We start from the raw sequence: 16,885 nt of genomic DNA, 5'->3' as shown, positions 1-16,885 counted from the left end.
TTCAATCTTCAATCCCTAGCTTTAGTAACCTATTCAAGCTATATAATTTTTTCTTTTTCTAAGTATTTTTGAATGTCCGTTACTTTTGTAACACTTTGTTGATAAACGTTTTCTAAGTATCCCCAATCTTGTTTTAAGGCCTCATTTTGCAAAGTTAGGAATGATTCAGCCAACCGCTCAGCACCCGCTGAATTCGCGGCACCTTTAGCAGCGTGAGCAATACTTTGTATCTGACTTTCATCCTTATTAGTTAGCGCACTTTCCAATGCATTCATGTCTTCTTGCAGCGAATCCCAGTACCCTTGTAAAAGCGGTGCCAAGACATCCAACTCAGCAGTGCCAAGAATGGCTTCAAGCCGCTCAAAGTTGATGGCATTCGACTCTTCTAGCTCTGGTATTTGCAAATCGTGCTTAAACGGCGCATCAACATTAAGATTGTGGTCGGTATGCTCGATCTCATCGTTTTCACTGCTTGATTCGGCTGACGCGTCCAGCCACTTATCTAAAATTTTCCCTAATGTATTTAACTCCACAGGTTTCGAAAGATAGTCGTCCATCCCAGCTTGAATACAGTGCTCTGCCGAGCCAACTAACGCGTTGGCGGTAATCGCAATGACCGGCGTCCTCTGATCTACATGTTGTTCGAGCTCTATTTTTCGTATTTCTTTGGTAAGTTCAAAGCCATCCATTATTGGCATGTGGCAGTCCGTCAGTACGAGCCCGTAGCGCCCCTTATTCCACATATTCAAGCCAGCTAGACCGTCCTCTGCCATATCACACACATAACCTAACCGATTTAATTGCCTTTCTATTACATCACGATTGGTGGGCTGATCTTCCGCCACCAATATCAGCCTGCCTTCCTTCTCAGCCTGCTCTTTTGTAGGCAAATCTTTAGTCGCCCTTAGTTTTTGTTTGTTTTCAACGATAGGGCTGCGTTTACCCATTAGGATCGCAACACCCATTTCAAGTTCACTCGGTTTTAATGGATGCGCACCAGATACCATCGTATTGGAAGCGACAAACCCTTTACTTGAAGAGGAATCCTCAGACAACAACAATGTTTTCGCTTTACCATCAAGCAACTTCCCTATATTCCCTTCATACACTTTATCGATGTCTTTCGACGAATATTCAGGGCCTGCAATCATGATATTGAAGCCTTTTTCTTCATGAGTAAGTACCATTTCGGCTTTCGCAAATGAAGAAACAGAAACCACCTCGCAACCAACAGACTCGAGATTGTATTTCACTACTTCACTGAGCTCTGGTGAACGCAAGACCGACAAAATTCTCGTTTCGGAGTAAGGGATGTCATCCTGCTCCATTCTAAAGTTGAGGTCATAAACGCAAGGTATTGTCATGATGAAACAACTGCCCTCACCCACCTGGCTTTCAACCCGAATACGCCCGCCCATCATTTCAATCAGTGATTTTGTGATGGACAAGCCTAGCCCGGTTCCTCCATATACACGGGTGGTCGATGTGTCTGCTTGTGTGAATGCGGAAAACAACTTATCCATTTGTGATTGCGACATACCAATGCCGTTGTCTTGTACACGGATTTCGATTTCGTCTTGGCCGTCATTAGAAATGAGCTCTGACATTATCCAAACTTGTCCTTGGTAATGTTCGTCTCCACTCGTAAACTTCACCGCGTTGCCAACAACATTGAGCAACACCTGCCCCAATCGAACTCCGTCGCTCATTATGTATTGAGGAATACGGGAGTCGTGTTTTAACAATAGGGAGATATTCTTCTTTTGAGCTTGTAAGAACAACACATCTGCCGTGCGTTCCATGACTACGTGGAATTCAACGGGTATGTTTTCCACTTGCATTTGCCCAGCTTCGATTTTAGAGAAATCCAAAATGTCATTGATGATGTTTAAAAGTGTCATTGAAGAATCGCGGATCGTTGTTGCCATCGTGCTTTGTTCGGGCGCTAACTCCGTTTCGCTTAGTAAATTGATCATCCCCACCACACCGTTCATTGGTGTTCTAATCTCATGGCTCATATTGGCAAGAAACATCGATTTGGCTTCGTTAGCGGCGGTTGCCAATTCACTTTCACGTCTTAACAGGTCTTGCGCGGTTTTTTCTTTGGTGATGTCGATATTCACCCCGCCCATTCCAATGGCTTCGCCCGAGCTTTCATCAAACACAACATCCGCAGCGGCTTTGATCCACCTAATGTCACCATTCTTCCACTGAATCCGAAACTCAGAACTGAAACGCGATAACGTATCTTTTGCTTTCATCAACTCTTCTTCTGCGCGAGAGGCATCTTCTTCCAATACTCGCGTTTTCCACATGTCGTAAGTATCCGTGGCGTTTTCTCTGTCCACGTCATACATAAGAAACATACGGTCATCCCATTCGAGCTCGCCGCTTCTAAAGTCCCAATTCCATATACCAATTTCCCCAGCTTCGGTAGCAAGGTTCAAACGTCTGACCAAATCTTGTAGGCTTATTTTGCTTAACTTAAGCTCCGACTCCGCGTGTTTACGGTCACTAATGTCTCGTAACGTACCCAAGTAGTAAGCTTCGCCATTAACCGCGACTTGTGTAATTGACATCTCCAATGGAACGAGTTTTCCTTCTTTGGTTTGCCCTATCACTTCGTCGCTTTCATTCGCTCTATCAGGTGAGTCCACAGATATCGAGTGGGTAAGAAAGTTGATGCCTTTTTGCTCAAAGTTATCTGCCAACAAGGTTTCAAATGGCTTACCTAACAGCTCCTCTCTCGTCCAACCAAACAATTTTCTAGCGGAATCGTTTATGTCTAGGATGGTTTCATCTAATTTGAAGATGATTAAGCTATCGATGGCTGATTTGAATACGGCCTTCATACGACTTTCACTGTCTTCCAATTCCAGCGTCGTTTGTGCAATCAGATCTTGCAGCATTCTATTGGCTTCTTGAGCTTCTTCTTTAGCCTGATGCAACTCTGTCACATCGGTTTGAACACCAATGAAATGCGTTAATTCACCTTCATCGGAGTAAACAGGGTCAACATGCAAGTGACATTGAAATATTGATTCATCTTTGCGCTGATTTTGAATGTAGACATTACAGGACCGCCCTTCAGATAAAGCACTCCTTAGTTCAATTAATCCGGGATGCTCTGGGTCAGGACCATGAAGAAATCGAGGATTTCGACCTATCACTTCCTCACTGGTATACCCCGTCATCGCCAAGAACGCGTGATTAACATAAACAATAGGCAGGTCGTGGTCCTCAGCATCACAAACCATCATTCCAGATTTTGCGGCTCGAATCGCTCGGCGCTGTAAATCCAGCTCTTGCTGCTGGTCTAACGTTTTCTTAAGCAGCTTTTCGCGTTCTTGAAGTCGGCTTTTAAATATGTCTACTGCCTTAATGATTTCCCCGACTTCGTCGCTTCGGCGATATTTGGGTAGCGGCGTAGAAAAATCGTTTCGCGACAACTGCGAAAATATGTTCGCCAACTGTTTAAGTGGGGAGCTTACGCGGTAGAACATGTACAAGCCCGTTGCTGCCAATACAGCGATAATCATAATAGAGATCAACCACAGCTTCGTTTTTAGTTGAGCCGCCTCTACAAACGCCGATTCTGGTGGGACTTGGATATATACCTGCCAGCTTAAACCGGGAAAGTCATAAGCACCTAGGCTACTTGCGCGTAATCTCAGAAGTTCATCACCACCCTTTTGGCTCACCAATGAAATACCTGAGGTCGAGTCTCGATAAATCGTGGATTGAGTACGATAGTGATCATCGATATTTTGCCCTTTCAATTCCGAGTTTTCCCGAAAGTAATCCATGGATTGATTGTCTTTTGACCGCATATCGATAAGGACATCGTCTTTTTGATCGACAAGCAGTAGTTGAACATTGTTGTAGCCTTTCATTAGCAGCGATAAGTGGTATTCGAGAAAGATCTCTTCTAGGAACTTAAAATCTAATACGTTTACCCAAACCCCCGTCACCTCGCCAATATCATTTTTTATTGCCGTCGCAAACATCATATCGAATTGCTCATCACGCACACTCTGTTGACCAAAGAGAGACGAATGGGGTCCGTATACCACGGTGCCTAATTCCGGAAAGGCCGGATTTGGTGACAAAGGTTTTAAGTAGGATTCATTCAACACATTGTTGAACCACTGCTTTAGCAGTACCTTTTCCGATTTCGATTCTATTGGCTTTATTTTCTCTCCGAAGACATCCATTCGGTTTTGGGCAACGAGATCACCTTGGGTTGTAAAAACCAAAATGTGGCTATAAACCTTATATTCGGTAATGAGCTTATCGAGGTATTCTTCTAAGTTTTTGTTTGGAGAGCTGTTTTCGTTAGAAAAGCTGGAGGAAAGCCTTGCATTTAAAGCAAAAGCTCGGGCATCGTGAAACCGTTCAAATAAATTACGATCGATTTTTTCAATCAGTTCTTTTGCAACGTCCTGCATTTCATCTTGAACTTTATTTTCCAGTTCATGCGTTGCATTCCATGTAACGTAATAAAGAACTGAAAACAGTAATGTCGTAACAGCAATAAGTAGTGTTATATTTTTAACTTTGATTTTCATACCTAGCCTAAACCCATTTGGTTAATTGGCTACAATACGCAAACTTCTCTTTTTAACTGCACCGCGACAAATTTATCTATTTGTTATTTCAATATTATTTAAGATTTAATTGTCACTATTGCGTATTAATCGCCCACTCTAACACTTACAATTATAGCTCACCTTGTTGATTCGCCACTCAATCTTCGGTTTTAGTAGCTGGTGGTTATTGTCGAGTTTAAAAATATGTGCTTATCAATCACCCTTCTTGGAAAAAGCTCATTTTTATTTATATAAAGCTCAATTTTGAATCTTTGTTGCGTATTGATTGCACATTGACAGCGGTCTGCTTAACATGTGGCGCGTATCATTAGCTCCTCGCTATGTGGTTGCTTTCTTCAGTACACTTTTAGGGATGTAAAGTGCATGAAAAACCTATCTTTTAAAAACAAGATCATCGCTCTAATTACCATCATTGTTTCTATTACAATTCTGACTTCTTACGTCAGTGTTAATTACTTCATCAGCCAATACATTCATGATTCGGATACACGAAACATCAGCCACAACATCGAATTGGTTAAGAAGAAACTGAGTACCGATCTTCAACGACAAGTGAATTTGGCGAAAAGCCTAAACTTCAGCATGATGGATATTGCAGAGACCAAGGAAAATTCCGGTTTCTATAAGGTCGTTAAAATCGTAAACGACTACGCATTTGATGACTCAGGCATAATGGAAGAAGACGCTTCTCAAGCTTTTATTAACGCTGCATCTTCACAAACAGAAATACCGGCCATCAGTGATGTGACAGTCACAAATGGCAAACCCCTTCTGACCATTTCAATGCGTCGTTCAGACGACTCTGTTGACTTCTTTGTTATCGACTTAAGTGAAATGTCATCCATTGTTGCCGACTACGCAATTAGCGGTAGTTACATCGAACTGATTTCCCAAAATGGCACTGTTATCTATTCAAATAAGCAAGGTGACAATCTAATGCCGTTTAACAAGCGAGTATCTTTGGGTGAAAAGAGCTGGCAGCTAAATGGTTACATCGACTTAGATTTAATTGAGAAAAATACGTCTTCGTTGAACTGGTTGATCACGATGGCTTTGATCATCTGCGCCGTTGTTATTATCGGGATAAGTGTTGCCCTGCTGCATATCGCATTTAAGCCTTTGCAAAACTTGAAAAGCGTTGTTGCCGATTTATCTAAAGGAAGTGGCGACTTAACTCAACGCTTGGATGTCGTTTCTCAAGACGAAATCGGTCAAATATCTCACTCGATTAACTTGTTCATTGAAAAGCTTCAGAAGATGTTTGTCGAAGTTTCTCTATCAAGCCACAGTATTGATACCGCTGTCTCTCAAATAAACAGCCAAACTGAATCGAACTTACAAACGCTGAACAACCACAATATTGAAACCGAACAAGCGATCACGGCAATAAATGAAATGAGCGCTACCGCTGAATCCATTGCACAAAATGCCTCTGATGCAGCGAAGTTAACCGAGCACACCTCTGCAAATGCTGAGGAATCAAAAGAAATTGTTTCTCAGGCGGTAAACAGCGTTTCAGCGCTGGTTGATGAAGTAAGCAGTATGTCTCAGTCTATCGGTACAATGAGTGCAGACACAAAACAGATCAGCACCGTATTGCAAGTAATTGGTGAAATTGCTGAACAAACGAACTTGCTTGCCTTGAATGCGGCGATAGAAGCTGCCCGCGCAGGAGAGCAAGGCAGAGGGTTCGCGGTCGTAGCCGATGAAGTCAGAGCGTTAGCTGCTCGAACGCAAGACAGTACCTCTCAAATAAACGAAATGCTGAGTAAATTACGAAATGCTACCGACAATGTGGTTTCAGCAATGGAGTCTACGCGCAATAGTTGCGAGAACACCGCTGAGAATACCAACAAGGTTATGGATTCTCTCAACCAAGTTACCGATTCTGTCATAGAGATAAACGAATTGAATGCGCTGATGGCAACGTCTGCGGACCAGCAGAGCCAGGTTACAGAAGAAGTGAATAGAAATATGGTCGCCATTCAGGAGATAGTACATCAACTGAACGACAACGCTTCGCAAGCCAATACCGTGAACCAAGCCCTTGAATCTACATCAAGCGGTTTAAATAAGGTTGTCGGACGCTTTAAAGTTCAGTAATTTATGTAAAGTATCAACTTAGGCAGCGTGTCAGTGATATCGCTGCTTTTTTTTTGCACATTTTTCATAAGGATAGAGAAATGGATTGGAATACATGGATGATCTACGTCGCGGCGATTTTCATACTCACCGCATCACCGGGACCCAGTGTTTTGCTGTGTTTAAGTAAATCGGTCACACAAGGTTTTCGCTCGTCAGTTTTTACCGCTCTTGGCAGTTTAACCGCCATTATGGGCATCCTAACGCTTTCTTTCACAGGGTTAGGCATGATCATCGCAACATCCGAGTGGGTATTTAATATCATTAAATGGACGGGGGCAGCTTATCTGATTTACCTTGGCGTACAAGCATTACTTTCTAAACAAGAAAGCTATGAAGTTGCAGAAGGGAAAAGCCAACAACAATCACCTCGCAGTCTGTTCTTAAGTGGCTTTATCGTGGGCTCCAGTAACCCAAAGGCCATCATATTCTTTACGGCACTTTTCCCACAGTTTATTGACCCTCAACTCTCTTTACTCACTCAGTATTCCATATTAGCTAGTACTTTTGCGGTGATGGAACTGTCTTGGCTTTTGATCTACGCCTACTTAGGAGCAAAATCTTCAAATTGGTTATTGCAAAGTGGTCGTGCCAAACTGTTTAATAAGCTGACTGGTGGCGTGTTTGTGGGTTCGGGTATACTGTTGTCTACAACCTCACGCTAATAAATTCTCGAGAGGTGTTATGAGTATTCCAGAAAGTAAAGTGGCGATTGTTGCCGGCGGCAGTGGCTTAGTCGGTCACGAGTTAATGATGTTACTTCTCAAAGAAGACGCCATTGCGAAAGTCCATTCCATGGGAAGACGACCTACACACCTCTCTCATTCCAAGCTCAAAGAGCATATCCATGTAGACCTGTCGATCACTCAGTGGGATGAAGACTCTCCCCCTCCAGAAATTGGTTTTATTTGCCTAGGGACAACACTTAAACAGGCGGGGTCAAAAGAGAAGCTTGCGAAAGTAGACGTAGATTTGGTGTGCCATGTTGCTCAGGAAATGAAATTACTCGGCGTTACGCGCATTGCCGTTGTTTCTAGCTATGGAGCAGACCCAGACTCTTACTCTCATTACTTAAAATGCAAGGGACGAATGGAGTCCGCTGTGTCAAAAATGGGATTCGAGCGAGTCGTATTTGTTAGACCCGGTCCTTTAAGCGGCGAGCGTGATAAGCCGCGAAAAAACGAAATAATAACCGAATATATCCTTAAACTCCTTTCGCCTCTTCTCATCGGCAAACTTGCTAATTTCAAACCTATCTCCGGAAAAGACGTAGCGCAGTGTATGCTCTATTCGTTATTTGAAACTCAAACATCTCAGATCTACCCCACTATTTTTGATACTCGTTCAATGTACGCGATGCTGGATAAATTTAAATAACGGATGCCCTTTCTTTCACCTTCTAAAATACGGCATCGTCCTTACTTAACTTCAGCGCTGGATAAGAGACCTCGTAACTCGTTGGATTAAAAAATCGATATTTCACCTCCTTTCAAGTGTGGTTCCCGCATCACCAAGTTCAAATCATACGCAGTGACCTAGGCATCTAAGAACATACGTTCTAAACGGGTAGAGGAATAAAATCAGTCGATTTAAGGTACGACCATAGCTCCTCCGTTAAGTTGGAAGAGCTATGAACAAAGTTGGAAGGAAGTCTAACGTGTGATTCGTTAGACTTTAACGTTTATTGCTCCTACAGCTAAAGCATCCAAAGCAACGATAGATTGTCGCAGGGTACTCACTCAGCTTTTTCTCGCACTTGCTTCCAGCGGTGGGCAAGAAGCTTTGATACGAATGTCAGATTAAAGCGAATGACGAGTACCAATCACATCAAATTCTGCGGCAGAAACAAATCCCCCAACCCCAGATAAAGCCTCAAACCTGACATAGTTTGCGCTAACCGGTGTGAACGATAAGGTGTGCTCTCTAATGTTTGAGTCAAAGCTGCCGCTACTCACTTCTTGCCACTGTGTGCCATCCGTTGAAAGAGAAATTCGATATTGCCCAATCGTACCATTCCCTAAATCTTCACGTGCAAGGTAACCAAATCCTGATACATCAAGTGTTTCTCCAAGTTTGATAATAAAGCTTTGAGGCGCCTTTTGACTTTCATCGGCAGGGAACCAAGGTGAGTGGTACATAGTGCTAGGGTCGTTATCAAATGCTTTCGCCAGATCATGGCTAGATTGAAAATCAGGCGCTTGAATAATGGTCATTGTGCTCTCATCGAAGTCATTTACGGTGCGTGTTCCAATCACATCAAACTCGGCTGCTGATACGAAATCACCCAATCCAGATAGCGCTTCGAATCTGACATAGTTCGCTTTAATTGGCGCAAACGAAAGCGTGTGATTCCTTGTATTTGGCTCAAAGCTGCCGCTACTCGCCTCTTGCCACTGTGAGCCATCCATTGAAAGAGAAATGCGATACTGCCCAATCGTACCATTCCCTAAATCTTCACGTGCAAGGTAACCAAATCCTGATACATCAAGTGTTTCTCCAAGTTTGATAATAAAGCTTTGAGGCGCCTTTTGACTTTCATCGGCAGGGAACCAAGGTGAGTGGTACATAGTACTAGGGTCGTTATCAAATGCTTTCGCCAGATCATGGCTAGATTGAAAATCAGGCGCTTGAATAATCGTTATAGTGCTCTTATCGAAATCGTTTTTGTCCCGTGTTCCAAAGACATCAAATTCCGCCGCCGACACAAAATCACCTACCCCAGACAACGCTTCAAACTTCAAGTAGCTTGCTTTGGTAGCACTGAATGTGATTTTTTGAATTTCTGATAAACGCTCGAAACGGCCACTGCTTATTTCGGTCCATTGGTTACCATCAAGCGAGAGTGAAAGCCTATATTGCCCAATAGTGCCATTTCCAGCACCTTCACGTGCAAGATAGCTGAAACTATGGACATCAAACGTCCCACCTAGGTTAACGACAAATTGTTGAGGTGCTCTTTCACTATCGTTGGTTGGATTCCACGGTGAGTGGTAAATCGTTGTTGGGTCATTATCAAACGCATTCTCTATGGCATGCCCTTGCTGGTGGCTGGGTTGCTCAATAAAGACAAAGTCGGACTTATTGATCTCGTTAAATGTAGCGGATTCAGGTCCACTTATTCTCAAGTTTGCCCAATTAATGCAATCAACAGTGGCACTGTTATCAATATCTTCAACGGTTAGCTCAACGCTACGTATTCCGGTTAACGCTAAATTAGGTTTGACGACGGTAGGGCCTTCTATATCGTACTCCCAGGCTTTAAACCCATTCAAATAGATAGAAGCTTTAACGGTATTCCCGTCTACTTTACAACTGTCGTCAATACCCACATCCGCATTGAGTTCAGACCACGTTCCATCAAGGAAGAACGTAAGAGACGACGGCGCAGAAACCCCAATCCCTCCAGAGAAAGACAAGCCGTTCATTTGCATTGCGTCCCCTGTCACTGCCTTATCTTGCTGGGCGTTACCCACAGCAGTACCGTTAGAGAGCGTTAAATCAACCGTTTTAAGCGGAACTTCGATGCGTTCGGCGATCACATCAAACTCTCTCGCGGAAAAGAATTGACCGACACCCGCTAACGCTTCAAATTTTAGATATCGAGCATTCTGTGCCGTGAATCTCGCAATTTTCAGTTCGTTGCTTACCTCCCAATCACCTTCGCTAACGGGGTCCCCCCAGTTGCTCGTATCGTTAGATAAGAAAAGTCTATATTGCGTGACCGTGCCATTTCCTGCATCCTCCCGCGGAAGATAGGTGAAACCAGAGACAATGTAGTCCTCCCCAAGGTCGATGTTGAATGACTGAGGTAGTCGATCGCCGTCGTTTTCAGGCCACCATGGTGAGTGGTAAATGGTACTGACGTCACCATCTAGCGCATGGCTAAACGGCTGAAAATCTTGTTCTTCAGCACTTTTAATAATGGTGATCTTACTTTTGTCAAAATCTGTCTCGTAGAGTGGGCTCGGATAAGGTGGAGTCACCGGTAACGTGGCTAGTTCATCAATGTCTATATTAAATTCGATACCTTGGTAAACAGATTGGTTTGGCACTTTGATATGGATGGTCCCAAATTTCTCATCTGTGGCGTAGTACCACCCCTGTTCAATAGCATTGAACTCATCTAGCGTGCTCACAGATGTCATTTCTAAATTGCCAAACCGTACACTTAATGGTTCCAATAAAGAATTCACTTTAAGGTGGTAGCTGCGACCCGTTACTTGATCGGTGTAGCTATTGTGCACCGTTGTCGCGTCAACATTGATCGTGATGTCTCCTGCCGCATTTTCCGGCGCAGACACACGGATGTTCGTATCTGCAAATGCATTTTGCTCTTTGTATTCACGTGTTTCGCCATCATCCTCAAATAGCGTAAACTCACTGTTACCGTGGGGGTAAATGTCTAGAATCAGGTGAGTTTTATCCTGTAGCTGATCAGATTGGGCACCTTCATACATTGGAATAATCGCACCTGCGCGGACAAGTACAGGCATTGTGTCGATAGAAATCGGATAATGAGAGAGCAGTGTCCCGCCCGATGGTGATAGGGTACGGGTTCCGTCCCAGTAATCGATCCACAGCCCTTCTGGCAAGTAGACGTCCTTGTGCCATCCGCCGTTTTTGAGCATAGGTTCATACACAGGGGCAACCAACAAAGATTCTCCATACATGTATTGATACTTGTAGGTTTCGTCTTTAAGTACAGGATCGTCCGGAAACTCCCAAGTCATCGCTCTGACAATAGGAAAACCGGTTCTGTCCGCCTCGTAAGCATAGTTATACAAGTAAGGGGTAAGAGCGGACTTCAACTTCAAATATTGGCGGTTAATGTCACGATAGGATTTACCACTTTGTTTACCATCATGCCACCAAGCGTGTTTCCTTTCTTTGTCGTCCCAACCAGACATCGCTATCAACACTGGGGTGAAAGTTTTGAACTGAATATCGCGAGTGTATTTTTCAGCTCCGTTACCAAATATGCCGTTAACATCTGAAGAAGCGTACGCCTGACCTGAAAGACCGGAGCCAATGAACGTTGGTATGTGCCAACGGATATAGTCCCAGCTAGAGTATTGGTCGCCCGTCCACGCTATTGAGTATCGCTGCGTGCCTGCCCAGCCCATTACCGTCCAAATCATTCCCCTAGTGTCGGAATTATTGACCAATCCCTGATGAGCATCGTTATTGGCAGATAAAGAGTACAGCTTTCCTGGGCCTGTCCATGCTACATCCAATTTGTAAACGCTGACGCCATCCGCCACTTCTTGCGCAATAGAATCTAGCGAGCGTTGTGTCCATAAGCCTGTTTTTATTCCCAGATCGTCTAGCGCATTGATGGTGCCTGATAGATTTTCATATTCACAACCATATCCATCGTTTGGCAAAATCCACCCTATTGGCATATCGTAATTTTTATAAGGAATGCCCACTTGTTCAACAACATCCATCGTTGTTCCTGGTTCGGAAGGCCAGCCTTGTGGGTAATAGCCGTTCTTGTTGTTGTAACAATCCGCATCACCGAGGTAGTACGCCCATCGAGGCATCAAATGAGGACGCCCCGTTAACGCGGTATATTGCTCGACAACGTCTTTAATAGAGTCCCCAGTAAAATAATAAGCATCAAACCTATTTTCGTTGTAGCTGGATGTATATTTATCAATATTTCTAAAATCTTGCCCCCCATTTCGCCAAGTGTTTCTGAGTACTCCGTAACCTTTGTCTGACATAAAAAACGGGGCAGGATTAGGTCGGTCGTACTCGTCCCAACCACCAGAATACGACGCTTCCATGATTTTGCCATTGAACTCAAACTCACCATTTTGCTGACCACCGCCGTAGAAATGTTCCTCTAAGCCACTGGAAAGCGTTTGAGTAGTTTTTCCACTCGGCTTGTCCATCTTAAGCGACTCAATATCAAAGTTTGTTTTAGCTTGCCCAATGCTGATAGGAACAATTTCAGACCATAACGCAGTTGGATCACCTTGCTTGTATAAAGAAAAGATCAGTGGCGATTTCTGAATTCTTAATGATATTTCATTCGTATTAAGAGCATAAGAATTGGAATTCGTCGTCAATTGAACATTCACATTGTCTACGTTGTTGTCGATGACAATGGTAGGAAGTGCGTTGACATCAAAGTCACTCGCATTGCAGTTAAAATTATTGCATTGGTCGAATAGCGCATCCACTGTCTCATCGACAAACGTCGCCGTTTGACTCGCCTGTATCCGAAATGTGTTCTCACTAAGGATAGAGATTTTAAGATGCTCGTTATCCGTTGTTTTTAGCGTGAGAGTCTGTCCGGTAAGTTGCACAGTGTTTGCATCAATATCGCCGAGTTCCTTGGCATCGACAGCGGTTATCGTTACGAAAACCAACGCCGTTACGCTGAGATATGATTTGGTACATTTCATAAATATTTTCCCTAATATCAGAAAGTGAACATCAAATATTGAGTGTCTCTTTTCTTGATTCCTTTCGTTTTCTTTCGCTTTATTTCTCGTGTTTTTTGTTTATTTCTATTTGTTTCTATTCACAGAACCTAGCGCTGTTTTTTAATTTTTAAAGTGATTTTGATCAAAAGAATTTCTCTGAAATCTATGTTTTTTGTGATGTGAGCTAGCAAGAATTATGAATATTTTTTCAATTCATCACCCTTACCTCAACAAGTGCAGTTTGTCGGTAACCTTCTTTTTATTTCGTTCTCAAAAATAATAGAGACATGACACCTTAGCGTTTGTCTCAAAATAGTGATGCGGGACAGGCTGGCTTAAAGATGGTGCGAGTCAAAAAGCATAAGCAAGTCGTTGCCCTGCTTTGATAAGACGACAAAATATGAAAAGTGCATGGGAGTGATAGATTCTGTGTAAAATTTCACAGGCTTTTTTGTAAAATTTACACTGTGAAATTTTTATTGTGAAATTTTGATGTGAATGGCGCTAATCTAAAGTTGAAGCAAGGGCAAAAGAACAGTCACCTCTTTTACCCAAGCTGGCAAAAAAATAAATGATGAGGACATCACTATGACTATATCAACTGCTTCGAACAATCAAAATACAGAAACCGAACAACAGTTTGATGCGACTTCTGTCCTCGCTGCTGAAAAATCAAATGCGCAACGAGTGACAGAAAAGCAACAACGAGCAAAAGAAATATTGGATTCATCCTTCCCACTAGAGCATGGTTCTCATCAAGATGTTGTGAACTATATGGTGTACTACTGCAACTTGGTTGCCTGCTTCGCAGATGGGAAGTTGGTGGGGTTAGACAACCCTTCACAGTTTGTCGCTTTATCAGGTCACAAACGCGAGCCGGAAGCCATTTTACTTAAAGATGCTCAAGGTTCGCACCTAGAGATTACGCTTGGTACACACCTAGGCAGCATTGATAATTTGGCAAACATCCAAGATATTCAGCTGGAATCGCGTACTTCGCTGTGCATGGAAACCCAATCTAACCACCGTTACTGGATCAGCCTTCTAGAAACGGGAGCGAAAGGCGACCCCATTGCGCACAGCGTCGACAAAGAGTACACCTCGCGCAGTGGTGAAGACTATACACTCACTCGCTTTTGCAAGAATTAAGATACACAAAAATATCCACACTACTATTTTATAAAAACCTTAACCTTAGTCTATGTCAATCTGACTGACCCCTTAATTGGGGTCTTTTTTTTGGGTCAAGCAATCTAAATAAATTTATCTAAACTGTCCCCGAATTGTGATTTCTCTCGTCTAGATAATAGCCAGAACTAAAAACTGGTTTGAACGTAAGTTAAACCGCTTATCAAGGAGAAAGCCGTGAGAATAAATCATGAAAGAAATTGGGCTGGGGTCGAACGTAATTTAGACGACTTATTTTTAACCGACCTGAATATTTTGAAAGATCCTAGTTTGTTTAGTCAGAGGAAAAAGGCTAAATCCCCCGTTGTTCACCAGATAGAAATAGCATCAGTATCGTGTTCCATGAAAAAGTCGTTCACGTCAGCTAATTCAATAGAGGGAGTGACACAATGATTGCGCACGTCCTATCAATTTTCGCCTTTATGGTCGTAACCTTTGCCGCACAAGGCTTATCCCATTTTGTTATTAACAAAGATCATTTTGATTCAGTGGGTTTTCTTCGCTCGGAGCCAATCATGGTGATGGGCTTTGTCGTCATGATTATTCAAGGTTCAATCATCAGTATCGGTCTGCGAACTTGGAAAGATAGTGCTGTTAGAGTGAAGGATGGTGTATTTATTTCACTGCTTTTTGGAGCGTTTCTTATCAGCTATATCGCGATCACCGAACCCGCTAAATATACCGTTCCGTCAATTGCAAACTGGATTCAAATTGAGCTTACGGTCGGGTTACTGCAATTTGGGATTTTTGGATTAGCTTTAGGTTGGATCCATCAGAAATTTTGTTCCAGTAACAAGCATCAAAATACTTGCACGAAGTGACACTTAAGCAATTAGCTTATAAAGGAGATATCTATGAGAAATCTTGCTGTTCTGGCGTTCGCTACGCTTGATGGAGTCATGCAGTCCCCTAGTATGCCCGAAGAAGATCCGTCTGGTGGGTTTAAGCATGGCGGTTGGGCTGCGCCTTACTGGGAAGGTGTAATGAGTCAGGTTGAACGCTACGCGATGTCGAAACCTTACGATATGGTTTTTGGTCGTAATACCTATAACATTTTTGCAGGGCATTGGCCCAACGCACCAAAATCCACGCTTTCAGATCGGATGAATGCGGCGAGAAAATACGTTGTCACTTCTGACCCTCAAACGTTGAATTGGGAGAACTCCCATGCCATTGCGGGAGATATTGCTTCTGAAATTCATGCTCTAAAAGACCAAAATGGTCCTCTCCTACAAGTGCATGGCAGCGCCAATCTGATACAAACACTTCTAAAGCATGGTTTAGTCGATGAACTTCGCCTTTGGGTATTTCCTGTCGTTGTAGGTAGCGGAAAACGTCTGTTCGAACACGACAGCGCCTTATACCAATTTGAGCTTACAAACTTTGATAGCTGCGATAACGGTGTAACGATGCAAATCTACATGCCTGCGCTAAATTCCAAAAACCTATCTTGAGTAACGTTTAAGAAAAAGGCATTGAGTGAGAAAAAACAGACCCAGTACAATTCTAGTCTGTTTACCCTTAATCTGACTGCCCCCTTAATTGGGGTCTTTTTTTTGGTTTAATTCTATAAGCAATGCTTTAAGCTCTCCGACTTCTGTTCTGAGTTCCGTTACTTCGTCTTTGAGGTTTGCCATTATGTGTTTGCCCTGATCCTCTTTGTCATCTTCTAGAAACCAAGAAGCCACAAAGCCGGTAAAAGTACCGAATAGACCAACACCCGTTGTCATCAACACAGAGGCAACAAACCTACCCCCAGCTGTGACGGGATAGAAATCCCCGTAACCTACAGTCGTTATCGTTACAAATGCCCACCAAAATGCGTCTGACGCATTATGAATGTTGGCACCTTCTACCCCTTGCTCTAACAAAAGCAATGCAATTGCGCCAACGGTTAGCATAAGAATCGAAACAAAAACAACGAAAGAGAACGAGCTTTTTACTTTGTTCCGTAAAAAGACATTGGCTAATGTGCGAACAGAACGAATGACCCGAATGAGACGAATAACACGAACGACACGGGCAAATTGCGGATAAAAACCAAATGGGATGGAAGAAAGCAAATCTATCCAACCCCACGTGCGAAAATATCGCCAACGATCGGGGGCATGTTTCAATTGGATAATGAAATCAATAAAGAAGAAAACACAGATAAATTGATCAGACCATCTGAGCATGGTGTTGATGTCATCGGGTAGTTTTGTTGTCAATTGCAACAAAACGGATATCAAAACAAAGACAGACAAAAACAAAATAAAGACCTGAAATGGGCCTAGATACTCACGCTGCTCAGTAGTGGTCATGGAATGTTCTCTAAAATCAATCTAAAAAGAGGGGGAATACTCAGTAACATTAAGTGACTAGGTGATCGTTCGTCAATCCGGAATGCAAAGTTGTTATGGCTTGGGTTTGGATAGTAGCGTTAGTGGCGGGGTTTCTTTTTGTTGGGCTTTGGCTTAGACGTATTCTGCATTGAAGAATACTCATTCTTCAAAATGAAAACAAAACGTA

9 protein-coding genes are annotated in these 16,885 nt (G+C 43.0%); 6 read left to right on the top strand and 3 right to left on the bottom strand.

Features of this window, described 5'->3' with window-relative positions; translation table 11 throughout:
* Positions 1–38: 38 nt before the first annotated feature.
* Entirely contained in the window at positions 39–4,568 is a 4,530-nt protein-coding gene (locus CW749_RS23155) for a PAS domain S-box protein (RefSeq protein WP_101114769.1), read from the bottom strand.
* 405 nt (positions 4,569–4,973) lie between these two features.
* On the opposite strand from CW749_RS23155, the gene CW749_RS23150 reads away from it, so the two are divergent.
* The 3 genes from CW749_RS23150 to CW749_RS23140 all read left to right on the top strand — a co-directional run bounded on the left by CW749_RS23150 (position 4,974) and on the right by CW749_RS23140 (position 8,129).
* A complete protein-coding gene (locus CW749_RS23150) occupies positions 4,974–6,713 on the top strand; it encodes a methyl-accepting chemotaxis protein (RefSeq protein ID WP_101114768.1) in 1,740 nt (579 codons plus the stop codon).
* Between the two features lie 80 nt (positions 6,714–6,793).
* Positions 6,794–7,417 carry a LysE family translocator gene (locus CW749_RS23145; protein WP_101114767.1) on the top strand — a complete coding sequence of 208 codons (624 nt, stop codon included), beginning with the start codon at positions 6,794–6,796 and terminating at the stop codon, positions 7,415–7,417.
* 19 nt (positions 7,418–7,436) lie between these two features.
* Positions 7,437–8,129, top strand: a complete 693-nt coding sequence (locus CW749_RS23140; RefSeq protein WP_101114766.1) for an NAD(P)H-binding protein — start codon at positions 7,437–7,439, stop codon at positions 8,127–8,129.
* Positions 8,130–8,551: 422 nt separating this feature from the next.
* Here the strand turns inward: CW749_RS23140 and CW749_RS23135 are convergent, their stop codons facing one another.
* Entirely contained in the window at positions 8,552–13,165 is a 4,614-nt protein-coding gene (locus CW749_RS23135) for a discoidin domain-containing protein (RefSeq protein WP_101114765.1), read from the bottom strand.
* Positions 13,166–13,774: 609 nt separating this feature from the next.
* Between CW749_RS23135 and CW749_RS23130 the strand changes: the two genes are divergently transcribed.
* The 3 genes from CW749_RS23130 to CW749_RS23115 all read left to right on the top strand — a co-directional run bounded on the left by CW749_RS23130 (position 13,775) and on the right by CW749_RS23115 (position 15,828).
* Entirely contained in the window at positions 13,775–14,335 is a 561-nt protein-coding gene (locus CW749_RS23130) for a malate synthase (RefSeq protein WP_101114764.1), read from the top strand.
* Between the two features lie 428 nt (positions 14,336–14,763).
* Complete coding sequence (locus CW749_RS23120) at positions 14,764–15,195, top strand: hypothetical protein (protein ID WP_101114762.1); 432 nt, start codon at positions 14,764–14,766, stop codon at positions 15,193–15,195.
* 33 nt (positions 15,196–15,228) lie between these two features.
* Complete coding sequence (locus tag CW749_RS23115; RefSeq protein WP_101114761.1) at positions 15,229–15,828, top strand: dihydrofolate reductase family protein; 600 nt, start codon at positions 15,229–15,231, stop codon at positions 15,826–15,828.
* 84 nt (positions 15,829–15,912) lie between these two features.
* Here the strand turns inward: CW749_RS23115 and CW749_RS23110 are convergent, their stop codons facing one another.
* Complete coding sequence (locus CW749_RS23110) at positions 15,913–16,677, bottom strand: potassium channel family protein (RefSeq protein WP_101114760.1); 765 nt, start codon at positions 16,675–16,677, stop codon at positions 15,913–15,915.
* Positions 16,678–16,885: the final 208 nt, after the last annotated feature.

The sequence above is a fragment of the Vibrio sp. vnigr-6D03 genome (assembly GCF_002835515.1).
GTDB classification, from domain to species: Bacteria; Pseudomonadota; Gammaproteobacteria; order Enterobacterales; family Vibrionaceae; genus Vibrio; species Vibrio penaeicida.
This window is presented reverse-complemented; position numbering and strand designations above follow the sequence as displayed.

Coding starts and splice junctions, on each gene's coding strand:
- CW749_RS23135 (WP_101114765.1), bottom strand. CDS start 13,165: ATGAAATGTACCAAATCATATCTCAGCGTAACGGCGTTGGTTTTCGTA.
- CW749_RS23110 (WP_101114760.1), bottom strand. CDS start 16,677: ATGACCACTACTGAGCAGCGTGAGTATCTAGGCCCATTTCAGGTCTTT.
- CW749_RS23155 (WP_101114769.1), bottom strand. CDS start 4,568: ATGAAAATCAAAGTTAAAAATATAACACTACTTATTGCTGTTACGACA.
- CW749_RS23120 (WP_101114762.1), top strand. CDS start 14,764: ATGATTGCGCACGTCCTATCAATTTTCGCCTTTATGGTCGTAACCTTT.
- CW749_RS23145 (WP_101114767.1), top strand. CDS start 6,794: ATGGATTGGAATACATGGATGATCTACGTCGCGGCGATTTTCATACTC.
- CW749_RS23115 (WP_101114761.1), top strand. CDS start 15,229: ATGAGAAATCTTGCTGTTCTGGCGTTCGCTACGCTTGATGGAGTCATG.
- CW749_RS23130 (WP_101114764.1), top strand. CDS start 13,775: ATGACTATATCAACTGCTTCGAACAATCAAAATACAGAAACCGAACAA.
- CW749_RS23150 (WP_101114768.1), top strand. CDS start 4,974: ATGAAAAACCTATCTTTTAAAAACAAGATCATCGCTCTAATTACCATC.
- CW749_RS23140 (WP_101114766.1), top strand. CDS start 7,437: ATGAGTATTCCAGAAAGTAAAGTGGCGATTGTTGCCGGCGGCAGTGGC.